The organism is Huaxiibacter chinensis, assembly GCF_022171985.1.
GTDB lineage: Bacteria > Pseudomonadota > Gammaproteobacteria > Enterobacterales > Enterobacteriaceae > Enterobacter > Enterobacter chinensis_A.
In genome coordinates this window covers 259,375-276,661 of sequence record NZ_JAJVHF010000003.1, presented here as the reverse complement: position 1 = coordinate 276,661, position 17,287 = coordinate 259,375, and the positions used below count along the sequence as shown (strand labels likewise).

13 protein-coding genes and 2 pseudogenes are annotated in these 17,287 nt (G+C 54.7%); 9 read left to right on the top strand and 6 right to left on the bottom strand.

Translation table 11 applies throughout. The features are described from left to right. Nucleotides 1-41 precede the first annotated feature (41 nt). Nucleotides 42-989: a ribose-phosphate diphosphokinase gene (gene prs / locus LZP96_RS10200; RefSeq protein ID WP_012017724.1), complete on the top strand. Its 948-nt coding sequence runs from the start codon at nt 42-44 to the stop codon at nt 987-989. A gap of 238 nt (nt 990-1,227) precedes the next feature. Then, entirely contained in the window at nt 1,228-2,910 is a 1,683-nt protein-coding gene (gene dauA / locus LZP96_RS10195; RefSeq protein ID WP_087892689.1) for a C4-dicarboxylic acid transporter DauA, read from the top strand. Between the two features lie 59 nt (nt 2,911-2,969). On the opposite strand, the gene ychH is transcribed toward dauA, so the two are convergent. Beyond that, nucleotides 2,970-3,245: a stress-induced protein YchH gene (ychH, locus tag LZP96_RS10190; RefSeq protein WP_064326386.1), complete on the bottom strand. Its 276-nt coding sequence runs from the start codon at nt 3,243-3,245 to the stop codon at nt 2,970-2,972. Between the two features lie 270 nt (nt 3,246-3,515). On the opposite strand from ychH, the gene pth reads away from it, so the two are divergent. The 3 genes from pth to LZP96_RS10175 all read left to right on the top strand — a co-directional run bounded on the left by pth (nt 3,516) and on the right by LZP96_RS10175 (nt 7,823). Next, complete coding sequence (gene pth / locus LZP96_RS10185) at nt 3,516-4,100, top strand: aminoacyl-tRNA hydrolase (RefSeq protein ID WP_064326387.1); 585 nt, start codon at nt 3,516-3,518, stop codon at nt 4,098-4,100. A 125-nt stretch (nt 4,101-4,225) separates the two neighbouring features. Beyond that, nucleotides 4,226-5,320, top strand: coding sequence for a redox-regulated ATPase YchF (gene ychF, locus LZP96_RS10180; RefSeq protein WP_064326388.1), 1,095 nt, complete (start codon nt 4,226-4,228; stop codon nt 5,318-5,320). Nucleotides 5,321-5,537: 217 nt separating this feature from the next. Further along, a complete protein-coding gene (locus LZP96_RS10175) occupies nt 5,538-7,823 on the top strand; it encodes an FdhF/YdeP family oxidoreductase (protein WP_064326389.1) in 2,286 nt (761 codons plus the stop codon). A gap of 38 nt (nt 7,824-7,861) precedes the next feature. Here LZP96_RS10175 and LZP96_RS10170 read toward each other — a convergent pair whose 3' ends face one another. Continuing rightward, complete coding sequence (locus LZP96_RS10170; protein ID WP_064326390.1) at nt 7,862-9,244, bottom strand: carbohydrate porin; 1,383 nt, start codon at nt 9,242-9,244, stop codon at nt 7,862-7,864. A gap of 437 nt (nt 9,245-9,681) precedes the next feature. Between LZP96_RS10170 and LZP96_RS10165 the strand changes: the two genes are divergently transcribed. Beyond that, a complete protein-coding gene (locus LZP96_RS10165) occupies nt 9,682-11,364 on the top strand; it encodes an alpha,alpha-trehalase (protein WP_064326391.1) in 1,683 nt (560 codons plus the stop codon). 85 nt (nt 11,365-11,449) lie between these two features. On the opposite strand, the gene LZP96_RS10160 is transcribed toward LZP96_RS10165, so the two are convergent. Further along, nucleotides 11,450-11,704: a GlsB/YeaQ/YmgE family stress response membrane protein gene (locus LZP96_RS10160; protein WP_064326392.1), complete on the bottom strand. Its 255-nt coding sequence runs from the start codon at nt 11,702-11,704 to the stop codon at nt 11,450-11,452. 206 nt (nt 11,705-11,910) lie between these two features. Here LZP96_RS10160 and ycgR point away from each other — a divergent pair, with 206 nt between their 5' ends. Next, nucleotides 11,911-12,642 (top strand): flagellar brake protein YcgR, encoded by a 732-nt coding sequence (gene ycgR / locus LZP96_RS10155; RefSeq protein WP_064326393.1) that lies wholly within the window; start codon nt 11,911-11,913, stop codon nt 12,640-12,642. Nucleotides 12,643-12,679: 37 nt separating this feature from the next. On the opposite strand, the gene emtA is transcribed toward ycgR, so the two are convergent. Then, entirely contained in the window at nt 12,680-13,291 is a 612-nt protein-coding gene (emtA, locus tag LZP96_RS10150; RefSeq protein ID WP_064326394.1) for a membrane-bound lytic murein transglycosylase EmtA, read from the bottom strand. 108 nt (nt 13,292-13,399) lie between these two features. On the opposite strand from emtA, the gene ldcA reads away from it, so the two are divergent. Further along, nucleotides 13,400-14,314: a muramoyltetrapeptide carboxypeptidase gene (ldcA, locus tag LZP96_RS10145; RefSeq protein WP_064326395.1), complete on the top strand. Its 915-nt coding sequence runs from the start codon at nt 13,400-13,402 to the stop codon at nt 14,312-14,314. Between the two features lie 97 nt (nt 14,315-14,411). Next, nucleotides 14,412-16,127, top strand: a pseudogene (locus LZP96_RS10140) (potassium/proton antiporter); the annotation flags it as partial. Here LZP96_RS10140 and LZP96_RS24325 read toward each other — a convergent pair. Both LZP96_RS24325 and dadX read right to left on the bottom strand, forming a co-directional pair. Next, a pseudogene (locus tag LZP96_RS24325) lies at nt 16,086-16,172 on the bottom strand (hypothetical protein); the annotation flags it as partial. The pseudogenes LZP96_RS10140 and LZP96_RS24325 overlap by 42 nt on opposite strands. 33 nt (nt 16,173-16,205) lie before the next feature. Beyond that, nucleotides 16,206-17,276 (bottom strand): catabolic alanine racemase DadX, encoded by a 1,071-nt coding sequence (dadX, locus tag LZP96_RS10135; RefSeq protein WP_064326397.1) that lies wholly within the window; start codon nt 17,274-17,276, stop codon nt 16,206-16,208. Nucleotides 17,277-17,287 lie beyond the last annotated feature (11 nt).

The window sequence follows — 17,287 nt, the reverse complement described above, 5'->3', positions numbered from 1 at the left end:
GAAAGTTATCCACCATTGGACGCATGCCTGAGGTTCTTCTCGTGCCTGATATGAAGCTTTTTGCTGGTAACGCCACCCCGGAACTAGCACAACGTATTGCCAACCGCCTGTACACTTCCCTCGGCGACGCCGCTGTAGGTCGCTTTAGCGACGGCGAAGTCAGCGTACAAATTAACGAAAATGTACGCGGTGGTGATATTTTCATCATCCAGTCCACCTGTGCTCCAACTAACGACAACCTGATGGAACTGGTTGTCATGGTCGATGCCCTGCGCCGTGCTTCCGCAGGCCGTATTACGGCAGTTATTCCTTACTTCGGTTATGCCCGCCAGGACCGCCGCGTCCGTTCCGCGCGTGTTCCCATCACCGCTAAAGTTGTTGCCGATTTCCTGTCAAGCGTAGGCGTAGACCGCGTTCTGACCGTTGACCTGCACGCTGAGCAGATCCAGGGCTTCTTCGACGTTCCGGTTGATAACGTATTCGGCAGCCCAATCCTGCTGGAAGATATGCTGCAACTGAATCTCGATAACCCTATCGTGGTGTCTCCGGACATCGGCGGCGTGGTTCGTGCTCGTGCGATTGCCAAACTGCTCAACGATACCGACATGGCTATCATCGACAAACGTCGCCCGCGCGCTAACGTTTCTCAGGTTATGCACATCATTGGTGACGTTGCAGGTCGTGACTGCGTGCTGGTTGATGACATGATCGATACCGGCGGCACGCTGTGCAAAGCTGCAGAAGCGCTGAAAGAGCGTGGAGCCAAACGCGTCTTCGCCTATGCCACTCACCCTATCTTCTCAGGCAACGCGGTGAATAATCTCCGCAACTCCGTTATTGATGAAGTGGTGGTTTGCGATACTATCCCGTTAAGCGAAGAGATCAAGGCGCTGCCAAACGTACGTACCTTGACGCTCTCCGGGATGTTGGCCGAAGCGATTCGTCGTATCAGCAACGAAGAATCTATCTCTGCGATGTTCGAACACTGATCGAACACGGCCCAAAAACCCGCTGCGGCGGGTTTTTTTGTTTTTAATGTTTATTGATACCCTGAATAATTCGGGTGGCAGGACGGCCGCAAAGGAATGATTCACTCAGGCGCTGAATTCACTGAGATGAGTCAACGCAGCCAGCGAGTCTGCACCGGGAATCAGGCGGGGTAATGATTAATGCCTCCTTCACCTGCCATTCATATGACAGATGATGCGCTCACGGATGAAGACAATTGTGAAAAATATAGCCTCCTCACAAATTTTGCCCTTTCGCGCCCTCATCGACGCCTGCTGGAAAGAAAAGTACACCTCAACGCGCTTTATGCGCGATCTTATTGCCGGGATCACCGTCGGGATCATTGCCATTCCGCTGGCGATGGCGCTGGCTATTGGCAGCGGCGTCGCCCCGCAGTACGGGCTTTATACCTCGGCGGTAGCGGGTATCGTTATTGCCCTGACGGGGGGTTCACGCTTTAGCGTTTCCGGCCCTACCGCGGCCTTTGTGGTGATCCTCTATCCCGTTTCGCAACAGTTTGGTCTGGCAGGACTGCTGGTCGCAACGCTGATGTCGGGGGTGTTTTTGATTCTTTTTGGTCTGGCGCGCTTTGGCAGGCTGATTGAATACATTCCTCTCTCCGTGACGCTTGGCTTTACCTCCGGGATTGGCATCACCATCGGTACCATGCAGATAAAAGATTTCCTCGGTTTGCAGCTGGCACATGTGCCTGAGCATTATCTGCAAAAAGTTGGCGCACTGGTGGCAGCCCTCCCAACGGCTAATCCGGGCGATGCCGCCATTGGTATCGTGACGCTGGGCACGCTGATTGCCTGGCCCCGCCTGGGGATACGTCTTCCGGGGCATTTGCCGGCACTGCTGCTGGGTTGCGCGGTGATGGCCGTAGTGAACTTACTGGGCGGACAGGTCGCCACGATTGGCTCGCAGTTCCATTATGTTCTGGCAGATGGCTCTCAGGGCAATGGTATTCCGCAGCTTTTACCGCAGCTGGTTATGCCGTGGAATATGCCCGGCTCGAGTTTTACCCTGAGCTGGGACGCGCTGCGCGCCCTGCTGCCGGCAGCTTTTTCCATGGCGATGCTGGGGGCCATTGAATCCCTGCTGTGCGCCGTGGTGCTTGATGGCATGACCGGCACAAAACACAAAGCCAACGGCGAGCTCATCGGCCAGGGGCTGGGAAACCTGATTGCGCCGTTCTTCGGCGGCATCACCGCTACGGCGGCGATTGCCCGCTCTGCCGCAAACGTGCGAGCCGGTGCCACCTCTCCGGTTTCTGCGGTTATCCACTCGTTGCTGGTGATCCTCGCCCTGCTGGCGCTGGCGCCGCTTCTCTCCTGGCTCCCGCTTTCCGCTATGGCTGCCCTGCTGCTGATGGTGGCGTGGAACATGAGTGAGGCGCATAAGGTTGTTCATCTTCTGCGTCGTGCGCCTAAAGACGACATAATCGTGATGCTGATCTGTATGTCACTCACGGTGCTGTTCGATATGGTCATCGCCATTAGCGTCGGCATTGTGCTGGCCTCGCTGCTCTTTATGCGTCGTATCGCTCAGATGACCCGTCTCGCCCCCGTCAACGTCGAGGTGCCTGACGATGTGCTGGTCTTACGGGTGATTGGCCCGCTATTCTTTGCCGCTGCCGAAGGATTATTCAACGATCTGGCGTCCCGTATCGACGGAAAACGGATCGTGGTGCTGAAATGGGATGCGGTACCGGTGCTGGACGCGGGCGGCCTTGATGCTTTCCAGCGGTTTGTGGATCGCCTGCCGGAAGGCTGTGAGCTGCGGGTGAGCAATCTCGAATTCCAGCCTCTGCGCACCATGGCCCGGGCGGGTATCCAGCCGGTGACCGGACGGCTGGCCTTCTACCCCAATCGCGAAGCAGCATTAGCCGACATTATCTGACCTGCAAGGCAAAAAAAACGACTCCGCAAGGAGTCGTTCAGGAAGACGTCATAGGTGTATCAACCAGGTTTATGCTGGTCACGGCGGCAGCGTTTATCATAATGACGCACCCACCAGTACCGATCGCTCACCTGTTCGTGGCCGCTGATACGCGCACCTGCCAGCCAGAGTACGGCACCCAGGAAAATGCTCAGTATTGCGCCATGCGCAAAATACTGTGGCAAATCAAGCTGAGGAAGCTGGTTTAAAACGGAGTATCCCACACCTGCTACCATCACAAACAGGCCCAATCCCATGAGTACGTTACCGAGTCTTGAAGCGTTTTTGCGTTTCATCTGTCACCTCCGGAACCTGGGTTGCAGGGAAAATGTCCCTAATCCTTGTGTGTAAAGTATAGACACCAGGTCTTTTATGAGTTGCGTGAATGATCACATTAATGGCTCTCTCTCAGACAAAAGTTTACAAATAAGCGCCTGAACTGCTTGAAATTCTAATTGTTCAGAGGGGTAATTATATGAATATCGCTTTTCGTCGCGCAGAATTTTGTCAAGCGACGCCGCAGACAGTAAACTACGCGCCAGACTTAAGCCTTCAGGAATAAAAACGTGACGATAAAACTGATTGTCGGCCTTGCTAACCCAGGGGCGGAGTATGCCGCCACACGCCATAACGCCGGTGCCTGGTATGTAGATTTGCTTGCCGAGCGGTTGCGTACGCCATTGCGTGAAGAGCCGAAGTTCTTCGGTTATACCTCGCGCATCAATCTGGCCGGGGCAGATGTGCGCCTGCTGGTCCCCACCACGTTTATGAATTTAAGCGGCAAAGCCGTTGCCGCCATGGCCACCTTTTATCGTATCAACCCTGACGAAATTCTGGTGGCGCATGATGAGCTTGACCTGCCGCCGGGCGTGGCAAAGTTCAAACTGGGCGGCGGCCACGGGGGACATAATGGCCTGAAAGACATCATCAGCAAGCTGGGCAATAACCCCAACTTTCACCGTTTACGCCTTGGAATTGGCCATCCGGGCGATAAAAACAAAGTTGTGGGCTTTGTGCTGGGCAAGCCCCCGGCCTCAGAACAAAAATTGATAGACGATGCGGTAGACGAAGCGGCGCGGTGTACGGAAGTGTGGCTGAAGGATGGCCTGACAAAAGCCACAAATCGTTTGCACGCTTTTAAAGCGCAGTAAGGACCGAATCGCCCATTTTTACCCCGCGTGACGCGGGTTACGTGTATAATAGGCGTAGTTATTTACTTTTCATCAATCGGTTAATGCTAACGGATTGAATATCAAGATATTAAGGTGATTTAAAGATGGGATTTAAATGCGGTATCGTTGGTCTGCCAAACGTTGGCAAATCCACCCTGTTCAATGCGCTGACCAAAGCGGGCATCGAGGCAGCTAACTTCCCGTTCTGTACCATTGAACCAAACACCGGCGTTGTCCCGATGCCCGATCCGCGTCTGGATCAGCTGGCTGAGATCGTGAAGCCTCAGCGTATTCTGCCAACCACCATGGAATTCGTTGATATTGCGGGCCTGGTAAAAGGCGCCTCCAAAGGTGAAGGCCTGGGTAACCAGTTCCTGACCAACATTCGCGAGACCGAAGCCATTGGTCACGTGGTGCGTTGTTTCGAAAACGACAACATCATCCACGTAAATAACAAAGTCGACCCGGCTGACGATATCGAAGTGATTAATACCGAGCTGGCGCTGTCAGATTTAGATACCTGCGAACGCGCCCTTCACCGCGTGCAGAAAAGAGCCAAAGGCGGCGACAAAGACGCCAAAGCGGAACAAGCTGCGCTGGAAAAATGCCTGCCTCAGCTTGAAAACGCGGGCATGCTGCGCGCGCTGAAAAACCTGACGGAAGAAGATAAAGCCGCCATCAAATACCTGAGTTTCCTGACCCTGAAGCCGACCATGTACATCGCAAACGTCAACGAAGACGGTTTCGAAAACAACCCTTATCTGGACAAAGTGCGTGAGATCGCTGCGGCTGAAGGTTCTGTTGTTGTCGCCGTGTGCGCCGCCGTGGAATCCGATATTGCCGAACTGGATGACGCTGACCGTGAAGAGTTTATGGCTGAGCTGGGTATTGAAGAGCCAGGCCTGAACCGCGTGATCCGCGCGGGCTACGAACTGCTGAATCTGCAAACTTACTTCACCGCCGGCGTAAAAGAAGTGCGTGCATGGACCATCCCGGTGGGTGCAACCGCACCGCAGGCGGCAGGTAAAATCCATACCGACTTCGAAAAAGGCTTTATCCGTGCGCAAACTATCGCGTTCGAAGACTTCATCACCTATAAAGGTGAGCAAGGTGCCAAAGAAGCCGGCAAGATGCGTGCGGAAGGTAAAGATTACATTGTTAAAGATGGCGACGTCATGAACTTCCTGTTCAACGTCTAACCTCATCGCCCCCCCGATGAGTCGGCTCTCTGGCTCATTCTGCCTGAAAAAACCACGCTATTGCGTGGTTTTTTTATGGCCCTGCCCCGGGATAAACGCATTTCCTGTGATGTGCGGTTTACACTGTGGATGATAATTTATTGTTATTAACTCGTTAGATTATCATTAAGTCATAGCGCGATGATGCTCGACTCAGAGCCGCACAGCAGGAGATCCCATGGCCAGCAAAAGACGTTCAGTTCCCGGAATCCGACATTATGATGGGCCGGCCGGAGGCTGGGGCGCACTGAAAGCCACGGCTATTGCCGTTCGCACGCAGATGGATACCTTTGATGCACCCGCCACGCTGCTGCGCACCAATCAGCCGGACGGCTTTGACTGCCCGGGCTGCGCATGGCCGGATAAAGAACATAAATCCACCTTCCAGTTTTGCGAAAACGGGGCCAAAGCCGTCACGTGGGAAGCCACCAGCAAACGCGTCACGCCAGAATTTTTAGCGGCAAACACCGTCACCGCTTTACGCGCTAAGAGCGATTTTGAGCTGGAAGGCTATGGTCGACTCACCCACCCGCTGGTTTATCACCGGGAAACGGACACCCTCCGTCCGGTTTCGTGGGAGCAAGCCTTTAGCCGTATCGGAGAGGTTTTACGCGATTTACCCCCGGATGCCGTGGAGTTTTACACGTCTGGCAGAGCCTCGAATGAAGCGGCGTATCTTTTCCAGCTTTTTGCCCGGGAGCTTGGGACGAATAACTTCCCGGACTGTTCCAATATGTGCCACGAAGCCACCAGTACGGGCCTGCCTCGTTCTATCGGTATCGGAAAAGGCACCGTGTCGCTGGATGATTTCGATAAAACCGAACTGGTGATTTCTATCGGGCATAATCCCGGCACCAACCACCCGCGCATGATGGGCACCCTGCATGAACTTGCTCGCCGGGGCGTGCCAATTATTGTCTTCAATCCACTGCGTGAAAGAGCGCTGGAACGGTTTGCCGATCCGCAGAGCGTGGTGGAGATGGCGACCCTGGGCTCAACGGATATCGCTTCAACCTATTTTCAGGTGAAGGCTGGCGGCGATGCGGCTGCGCTCAAAGGCATTGCAAAGCACTTGCTGGAGCGTGAAGACGCCGTCGGCAATACGCTGGATCGCGAGTTTATCGCTCAGCATACGCTGAATTTTGAGGATTTTGCTGACGATATTCGCGCCACATCCTGGACATCTATAGAGCAGGAGTCCGGATTGCCCCGCGCCAGCCTGGAACAGGTGGCGCAGGCGTACGCAAAATCCCGCGCGACGATCATCACGTACGGGATGGGGATCACGCAGCACAACAAGGGCACGGCGAACGTCCGGCTGATTGCCGATCTGTTGCTTCTGCGCGGTAATATCGGCAAGCCCGGCGCGGGTATCTGTCCGCTTCGCGGCCATTCCAACGTGCAGGGCAACCGCACGGTTGGGATCACAGAGAAACCCTCTCCGGCTTTTCTCTCGCGCCTTGAAGAGGTCTTTGGTTTTACGCCTCCGTCACGTCATGGCCACGACGCGGTGATGGCAACGCAGGCGATGATCGCCGGCGAGTCGAGGGCACTGATTTGTCTGGGCGGTAACTTTGCCGTTGCCATGCCGGACCATCAGCAGGCCTTCCCGGCGATGGAAAAGCTCGATCTGAGCGTGCACGTCGCGACCAAGCTTAACCGCACGCACCTGCTGGTGGGGAATGAGACGTACATTTTCCCCTGCCTGGGACGAACGGAACTGGATATGCAGCGCACGGGACGCCAGTCAATTACGGTTGAAGATTCCATGTCGATGGTCCATGCCTCTTCGGGTAAGTTAAAGCCCGCGTCCCCTGGCCTGCTCTCTGAGCCGGCGATTGTGGCAGGGATGGCGCTCGCCACCCTGCCCGACACGAAGATAGCCTGGGCGGATCTGGTTGATGATTACGATCGAATCCGCGATCTGATTGAAAAAACCATCCCGGGGTTTACCGATTACAACGCCAGAATACGCATTCCCGGAGGGTTCAGGATGCCTTTGCCCCCCACGGAACGCATCTGGCCGACGCCTGAAGGAAAAGCCGTATTTTCTGTTTTTCCCGGCGTGGATGAAAATATCAAAGGTGAAGGGGACGATATCCTGCGCCTGGTGACGCTGCGCAGCCACGACCAGTACAACACGACGATTTACGCCCTGGATGACCGCTATCGGGGTGTCTTTGGCCGTCGCGATATTCTTTTCATGAATGAAGATGATATGGCGCAACGAGGACTGGCGCATGGCGATCGCGTGGATATCACCACGGCCTTGCCGGAAAGCACGCTTCGTCTGGAGGATATAACCCTGGTGGCCTATAACATTGCGCCCGGCACCGTCGGCGCCTATTACCCCGAGGCAAACGTGCTGGTTCCCCTGACCTACCTGGATAAAGAGAGCGGCACGCCATCGTATAAATCGGTACCGGTACAGATTACGCTGCGGTCAACAGAAATACGGCGGTAATCCGGTCAGGCTTCTGCCGAAGCCTGACCGTTCTTTCATCAGAAGTAATACTTGAAGCGCACACGACCCCCGTAGCGATCGTCGTTGTAGGACTCACCCTCTTTTGGATTGGATTCAACCCAGGAGGCATAGGCCCCGAGATAGATATTGAAGTTTTTCATTTTCATCACGTTCGGGAAAAGGTAGGACGTGTGAATGGTGTGAATATCGTAATCACCCGGATCGGTGACCCAGCAGTCGTTATCGCAATCGGCATCAAAATTTGTGGTATTGAATTCATCGATTTCGTTATGGGTGTAGATATAACCCAGTTCGAAATTACGCCATAAGGCGTTAATACCCGTCGTAAAGTTGGTTTCATCTGTGGCGTCGAGGTAGGCGGAACTTGCATTCACCACCACGCCGTTGTCAGGGTCATTTTTCTGCCCGTTCCAGGTCATGGTCAGGCCATAACCGGTACGATCGGACTGATCGACCCATTGACCCGAGTTATCATAATAACCATAGGCATTATTGACGAGGTTCGTCTCCATCCCCACCGCGGCGGAGAAGGTATCTCCCTGCCAGGCAATAATCGGACGCACGTACGCCACGTTCTTATCGTTTTCCAGATCGACGCCATGGTATTTCTGATCGACGAACAGCTTGCTGCCGTCTTCAAGCAGGGTATTCACCTCAAAATACCAGTTATCGATGGTTTTACTCATCATGAAATTGCCGCCGTTGTCGCTACGCCCGCGCCCCTCTTTCATCATATAGATATAACCGTATCCGTCGCTGTACAGATCGTCAGCCGTATTACCGGAATACTCAATAAAGGTATCCTGATTGAGCGGGAACATATCATAGGCTTCGAAGCGACCGACCTTAATTTGCCAGTTATTTTCGTTGCCAAAGAAGAATGTCGCGTCATCGAGGAACATGGTTCCGGTCAAATCCCCTAAAGGTTGAACAGAGAACCCGGCGTAATTTCCATCTTCCATTCGGCGATAGCCATCAAAGCCTAATAAAATACGCCCGTTAAGATCCCAGCGTTCATGTCCACCTGATGCCCAGTCATCATTTGCCGTCGTTTTTATCGACGTTAATGCGCCCGTTTTACTGGCCGCATCCATATTAATTTCGACATCCCCATAAAATTTAATATCACCATAACCTGACAGCGACAGTTTCGGCACTGCCGGGGGGGTGACCGGCTCAATGGACTCCACCGCCACGGTAGGTGCGCTTTGCGCCTGCGTGGTTTGCTGATGCTGTATCGCCTGTATCTGCGCTTCGGCATTCGCGGCGCGGCTTTCGGCACTTTCCAGACGCGCTTCCAGCTGTGCAAGTTTTTCTTCAAGGCTCACCGTACTTTTTGCCGCCATCACCCCAGTGGCAAAAAAAGAACTCATAAGCAGAGCAAGGTATTTTACTCTCATAGATTCCATCCTGATGAATAATGTTATAAAGCTCAAGGTCAAGCCTGGCTATTTCGCCTAAACCCACTCTGAGGGTCTATTATGTTTTTTTATTTAAGTATTACGTTTTTTAACTAATGTGATCGGGATAAATCGTTTTGCGCAAGACAAGTTTTAATTAGCCCATTAAGATCACAGTATTTATTAGACGAGGTCGGAATAACGCACTTACTTAATAAGTAATTTGGATGAATATAATTCTAAATATTTATCGGAAAATTAAAACTATAGACGTGAATAATAAATGCCCCTCTCCTCAGCGCGTTCACTCCGCCGGTAAATTGTCTGGTTCTGCGCAAAATGGGCTATTCGCCACGCGAAATGGTCAATATTCGGCTAAGGTTTTCAGGTGATTGACGACAGCGGTCACGCTGCTAAGCAAACAAAGGAGAACAACGATGATAAGACCTCAACTGCGCCGCCCTACGCTGTTACACCTTGCGCTGGGAGGGGCATTGCTCGGCATGACTGCGTTTAGCTACGCGGAAACCCCTGCCGCGCAACCGCAGGCCTCGCCGGATATCTTACTTGGCCCCCTTTTCAACGATGTCCAGAGCGCAAAACTGTTTCCCGATCAAAAAACCTTCGCCGACGCGGTGCCTAAAAGCGATCCGTTGATGATCCTCGCTGATTACCGGATGCAGCACAGCCAGTCTGGTTTTGATCTGCGCCACTTTGTCGAAATGAACTTCACCCTGCCCGCTAAGGCGGAAAAATATGTTCCCCCGTCAGGGCAAAGCCTGCGCGAGCATATCGACGGTCTCTGGCCCGTATTGACGCGTACCACCGATACCGCCGGGAAATGGGACTCCCTGCTGCCACTGCCTAAACCCTACGTTGTGCCGGGCGGGCGTTTTCGCGAGGTCTACTACTGGGATAGCTACTTCACCATGTTAGGGCTGGCTGAGAGTGGTCACTGGGATAAAATCAGCGATATGGTTGCCAACTTCGCCTATGAGATTGATGCCTGGGGCCATATTCCCAACGGGAACCGTACCTACTACCTGAGCCGCTCACAGCCACCGTTCTTCTCACTGATGGTAGAACTGCTGGCAACGCACGACAGCGACGCGCTGAAAAAATACCGTCCACAAATGGAAAAAGAGTACGCCTACTGGATGGAAGGCGTGGATGCCTTGCAGCCAGGGCAGGCTAATCAGCGTGTGGTAAAACTGGACGATGGTTCCATACTCAACCGCTACTGGGATGACAAGGATACGCCGCGCCCGGAATCCTGGCTGGATGATGTGACCACGGCAAAAAATACCCCCGATCGTCCGGCGACAGAGATCTACCGTGATCTGCGCTCTGCGGCGGCCTCCGGCTGGGACTTTAGCTCCCGCTGGATGGACGATCCGCAAAAGCTTGGGACGATCCGCACCACCAGCATTGTCCCTGTCGATTTGAACGCCCTGATGTTTAAGATGGAAAAACTGCTGGCCAAAGCCAGCCAGGAAAGTGGCGACACAGCCAGCGCCAGTCGGTATGAAGCGCTTGCCAGCGCCCGCCAGAAAGCGATGGAAAGCCATCTGTGGAATGATAAAGAGGGCTGGTACGCCGATTACGATTTGAAGAGCAAGAAAGTGCGCAATCAGCTGACTGCCGCCGCGCTCTATCCGCTGTTCGTCAATGCGGCATCGAAAGATCGTGCCCAAAAGGTGGCAGCAGCCACCGCGTCACGTCTGCTTAAGCCGGGTGGTGTCACTACCACGACCATTAATAGCGGTCAGCAATGGGATGCCCCGAATGGCTGGGCCCCGCTGCAGTGGGTGGCGGCTGAAGGGTTGCAGAACTACGGGCATAAAAAGGTGGCGATGGACGTCACCTGGCGCTTCCTGACTAACGTTCAACATACTTACGATCGGGAGCAAAAACTGGTCGAGAAATATGACGTCTCCACAACGGGGACCGGCGGCGGCGGCGGTGAGTATCCGTTACAGGATGGCTTCGGCTGGACCAACGGCGTGACGCTCAAAATGCTGGACTCGGTTTGTCCGAAAGAGAAGCCGTGCGACAGTCTGCCAACGACTCAGCCCGCAGCCAATGATGACCCGGCGACCAACGCCAGTGCGGCACACTAATCCGGTATGCTTCTGCCTTTCTCTTTAAAGAGGGGTGGATGACTGGCAAAAAAAACGGCCCGCTTAGCGGGCCGTTTTACGTTGTTCAGGTTCGTCTGAGCAAGCGGAAAACCAGCAGGACGACAATGGCGCCCACCACGGCAACCAGGAAACTTTGCATATTGAAGCCGGTAACGTCGCCCCCCATGCCAAACATGGTGGCTAACCAACCGCCGACGACCGCACCCACAACCCCAAGGATACAGGTCAGAATAAAGCCGCCTCCGTCACGTCCAGGCATGAGGAATTTAGCGATAACCCCGGCGATAAGACCAAAAACAATCCAGGCGAGAATACCCATAGCGATGCCCTCTTGCAGATGAATAGCAGCGCGAAATACCTTTCGCACAAGTGAGTTAAGTATAGGTCACCCTTCAGAAATCAGCGTCTTCTCGTCCGGTTTATTCTGCGCAAGGGTAAAAAAAATTCGCCGATTTATATTAAGTTCTGCTCACCGTTGCCGATACTTCAGGGATGATCTGTCAGACTATCGAGGAGCCTTTCGGCGTGAGTAATTACAGTGAGCAGTTCCTGAAGCAAAATCCGCTGGCTGTATTAGGGGTATTACGAGACCTGCAAAAGGGCGATGTACCGGTTCGTGTCAGTTGGTCCTCCCATCAGTTCATCAGCAAGATCCTGGATGCCAGCCCTGAACGCCTGATCATCGATCTTGGCAGCCAGGACTATGAGAATCGCGCGGTGCTTCGCGGGGAGAATATCTCGGTTCTGGCAGAGACCATGGGCGCGAAAGTGGAGTTCGTGGTGCCGAAGGTAGAGCAGATTACCTACCAGAACCTGCCCGCATTTAAAATGCCGTTGCCTGACAGCCTGTGGTTTATCCAGCGCCGCGAGTATTTTCGCATTAGCGCCCCGCTCCACCCGGCCTATTTTTGCAAAGCTAAAATGCCGGATAAGCGAGAGTTTCGTTTTCGCCTGTTCGATCTTTCACTCGGCGGCATGGGCGCCCTGATGGACACGGCAAGACCAGAAGGTCTGGTTGAAGGAATGCGTTTTTCTCAGATTGAGCTGGATATGGGCGGATGGGGACGCTTCTACTTTGATGCGCAGCTGATTGCCATCAGTGAACGCAAGGTGGTGGACAGCAAAAATGAAACCATTTCCACACCGCGCCTGAGCTTCCGATTCCTCAACGTGGGGCCCGGGGCCGAACGCGAACTTCAGCGAATTATTTTCTCACTGGAAAGAGAAGCGCGGGAAAGAGCGAATAAAGTGCTGTGAAAGAAGCCGGACAGCCTGCCGCTGCCCGGCATGAAGACTACATGGCGTCCATCGCTTTCTGGACTTTCCAGATATAGCGTGGCGCCTGTGGCGCAGGGTGGTTTTTCGCCACATGCTCCACGAACTCATCTTTGTTCATGTCGTTAATCTCTTCAATGGCCTCTTTACGATCCGATGAGAAGGTCCGTAACAACGCCCCGGCACCGTTCACATAAGAGACCACCAGCGCGTATTGCATGACCTCGGGATCTTCAATGCCTTTCAGGATGCCATGCTCCAGAATGCTCAGATACGCCGTGCCCATGGAGATATTGCGCTCAGGATTTTTCAGCTCGCTGGTTGAGGGTTGACCGCGCCAGCCCATATAGCGATAGACCTCTTTACCCGCCGTCGACGCCTTTAACTGCATCAGACCCACGGCATTCGATTTACTGACCAGCGTCGGGTTTCCGCCTGACTCCACCGCAATGATAGCCGTTATCAGTCGAGGGCTGACGCCCCAGGCTTTACCGGCTTTTTCGCTGATGGGCATCCACTGCATTGCCCGTTTTACCGGAACTTCCGGGTTCCATGGTGGGTTCTGGTAGTCTTTTTTACTACTACAGCCCGCCAGCAACACCACTAAAAAAGCAAACCATCTCAATTTCACGTCATCTATCCTTATAGCCGGTCATCGCGGTGACGCAGCCCCCTTGAGGAGGCCGTGTATACGCGGCATGATATAGACATTTAGTTTCTCATTCAGCAAGGATTTGCCATGTCTCAGATTCATCTTATCGCTCCGTCCGGTTACTGCATTAACCAGGACGCCGCACAGCGCGGCGTTCAACGTCTGGAGGATCTCGGTCATGCGGTATCCCGTCAGGCGGTGATTCCCCGTCGGCTTGAGCGATTTGCCGGTACTGAGGCGCAGAGACTGAAAGATATCAACAGTCTGGTTAATTTGCAGGGTGAGGATAATATCGTGCTGGCCGTCCGCGGCGGGTACGGTGCCAGCCGGTTGCTGGAAAGCATTGACTGGGCGGGTCTGGCAAAACGTCAACAGCAGCAGCCGTTGCTGATATGCGGGCACAGCGATTTTACGGTCATTCAGCTGGGCTTATTGGCGTTGCATAATGTGATTACCTTCAGCGGCCCGATGCTGGCGGGCAATTTTGGCGCACCCGAGCTGGACGCATTTACTCAGGAACATTTCTGGCGTGCCTTACGCAATCCGGTTCTGAACATTGAGTGGCAAGGACAGGGGCCAGACTGGTCATGCGAAGGCCAGTTGTGGGGCGGCAACCTGGCGATGCTGACGTCCCTTATCGGCACGCCGTGGTTACCGGAAATTGAGAACGGCATTCTGGTCCTTGAAGATATCAACGAGCACCCGTTCCGCGTGGAGCGGATGCTGTTGCAGCTTTACCATGCGGGCATTCTGGCGCGTCAGTCTGCCATCGTGCTGGGCAGCTTTAGCGGTGCGCTGCCAAATGATTACGATGCAGGATATACCCTGGAGACCATGATCGATTTCATCCGTTCGCGGCTGGATATTCCGGTGATTACCGGGCTGGCATTCGGTCATGAGCAGCAAACGGTGACACTGCCGCTGGGGGCGCAAGCCAGCTTATCGCACGATCGCAGCGGCACCCGCTTAACCATACAGGGTCATCCTGTCTTAAAGGCATAAAAAAGCCGTTAAACCACCTCAATAAAACATTGCTACTGTTGTTATTATGTTAGGGTTTTAGTAACAGTGACAACATTGAGGTGGGAGTAAGAAAACTTTGGATGCCGCGGCAATAATTAGTTTGTTCATTTTGGGTTCAGTCCTTGTAACCTTTAGTATCGTATTAAGTTCATTTTCATCGCGCCTCGGTATACCTATTCTGGTGATATTCCTGGCCATCGGTATGCTTGCTGGCATCGATGGTATCGGCGGTATTCCCTTCGACAATTATCCTTTCGCTTACATGGTGAGTAACCTGGCGCTGGCGGTGATCCTGCTCGACGGCGGGATGCGTACGCAGGCCAGCTCCTTCCGCGTGGCGCTTGGCCCGGCGCTGTCGCTGGCTACCGTGGGCGTGCTGATCACGTCCGGCTTGACCGGGATGATGGCGGCGTGGCTGTTCCATCTCGATCTAATGGAAGGATTGCTTATCGGCGCGATTGTCGGCTCCACCGATGCGGCAGCGGTATTTTCGCTGCTTGGCGGTAAAGGACTGAACGAACGCGTGGGCTCCACGCTTGAGATAGAGTCCGGCAGTAACGATCCGATGGCGGTTTTCCTGACCATCACACTCATCGAGATGATCCAGCAGCATGAAACCGGCTTAAGCTGGATGTTTGCCTGGCATATTCTGCAGCAGTTTGGCCTGGGGATTATTATCGGCCTGGCCGGTGGCTACCTTCTGCAACAGATGATCAACCGAATCTCTCTTCCGTCAGGGCTTTACCCGTTGCTGGCCCTGAGCGGGGGAATTATGATTTTTGCCGTTACCACAGCGCTGGACGGCAGCGGGATCCTGGCGGTCTATCTGTGCGGGTTCCTGCTGGGCAATCGCCCGATTCGCAACCGCCATGCCATTTTGCAAAACTTCGACGGCCTGGCGTGGCTGGCGCAAATCGGCATGTTCCTGGTACTCGGTCTGCTGGTGACGCCTTCCGATCTGCTGCCTATCGCCGTTCCGGCGCTGCTGCTGTCGGCCTGGATGATTTTCTTTGCCCGTCCGCTGTCGGTGTTTGCCGGTTTGCTGCCGTTTCGCGGTTTTAACCTGCGCGAGCGCGTCTTTATCAGCTGGGTGGGGCTGCGCGGCGCGGTGCCTATCATCCTCGCCGTCTTCCCGATGATGGCCGGGCTGGATAACGCTCGTCTGTTCTTCAACGTCGCTTTCTTCGTGGTGCTGGTCTCGCTGCTTTTCCAGGGCACGTCGCTCGGCTGGGCGGCGAAAAAAGCCAAAGTCGTGGTGCCGCCGGTCGGCCTGCCCGTCTCTCGCGTCGGTCTGGACATTCATCCGGAAAATCCGTGGGAGCAGTTTGTCTATCAGCTGAGCGCGGATAAATGGTGCGTTGGCGCCTCCCTGCGCGATTTGCATATGCCCAGCGAAACGCGTATTGCCGCGCTCTTCCGTGATAATGCGCTGCTTCACCCGACGGGCAGTACCCGGCTGCGCGAAGGCGATATCCTGTGCGTCATCGGCCGTGAAACCGATCTTCCCGCACTGGGCAAGCTGTTCAGCCAGTCGCCGCCGGTCGCTCTGGACCAGCGCTTCTTTGGTGATTTTATCCTGGAAGCCAGCGCCAAATTTGCCGACGTGGCGCTGATATACGGTCTGGAAGAGGGAATGGAATACCGCGAAAAACAGCAAACGCTGGGGGAAATTATCCAGCAGCTGCTCGGTGCCGCCCCGGTCGTGGGCGATCAGGTTGAATTTGCAGGGATGATCTGGACGGTGGCCGAAAAAGAGGATAACGCGGTGCGCAAGGTGGGCGTGCGCCCTATGGAAGACGAGGAGGAGTAATCCTTCCGGGGGCGCCCTTCTGGAAATAAAAGCCGGGTCACAGGACCCGGCAGCGTCTTGTCACACCGTAACTACCGGCACGCGCGGTGCCAGGGCGCACATCAGTTCATAGCCCACGGTGCCGGCCGCGGCAGCCACATCATCAATTTTGACCTCGTTGCCCCACAGCTCCACCGGCGAACCAATCCCCGCCTGCGGACAAGGGGTTAAATCAACGGCCATCATATCCATGGAAACAGTGCCTACGGTGCCCGTGCGCACGCCGTCGATCCACACCGGCGTACCGGTCGGCGCTATGCGTGGATACCCGTCGGCATAACCGCCTGCCACTATTCCGATACGCTGCTCGCCCGAGGCACGATAACGGCTGCCATAGCCCACCGTACTCCCGGCTTTCAGCGTCTGAATCGCGATAATTTCACTGCGCAGGGTCATCACCGGCCTGAGGCCGCTATTCGCCACATCCTGCCAGAGGCCGGACGGCGATGCGCCGTAGAGAATGATACCGGGACGCACCCAGTCAAAGTGCGCTTCCGGATGCCAGAGCGTGGCAGCTGAATTCGACAGCGAACGTGGGCCGTCCAGCCCTTCCGCCGCCTGTTCCACGCGTACCATCGCCTCGTCGATACCCTCTGGTTTTTCGGCGTCGGCAAAGTGTGCCATCAGGGTGATTTCCCCGACGTTCTGCGCTGCTCGTAGCTGCTGCCAGACCGTGTGCACCCGGTCTGGCTGAAAGCCCAGTCGGTTCATGCCGCTATTGACCTTCAGATAGATATCCAGCGGGGCGTGCAACTTTGCGTTCTGCAATGCCTTGATCTGCCAGTTACTGTGCACGCTGGTGGTCAGGCGATATTTGTCGAGCAGGGGGAGTTCATCGGCATGAAAGAACCCCTCCAGCAGCAAAATGGGGCCTTTCCAGCCGCGATCGCGCAGCAGAATGGCTTCTTCCAGGTTCAGTAAGGCGAAACCATCGGTGCCGCTCAGCGCACTCCAGATACGGTCAATACCATGACCGTAAGCGTTGGCCTTGACCACAGACCAGACGCGGGAACCTGGCGCAGCACGGCGGACTACCTGCAGGTTCGCTTTCAGCGCCTGCAAATCCAGCTGGGCCAGAATAGGACGGGACATGACGACTCCTT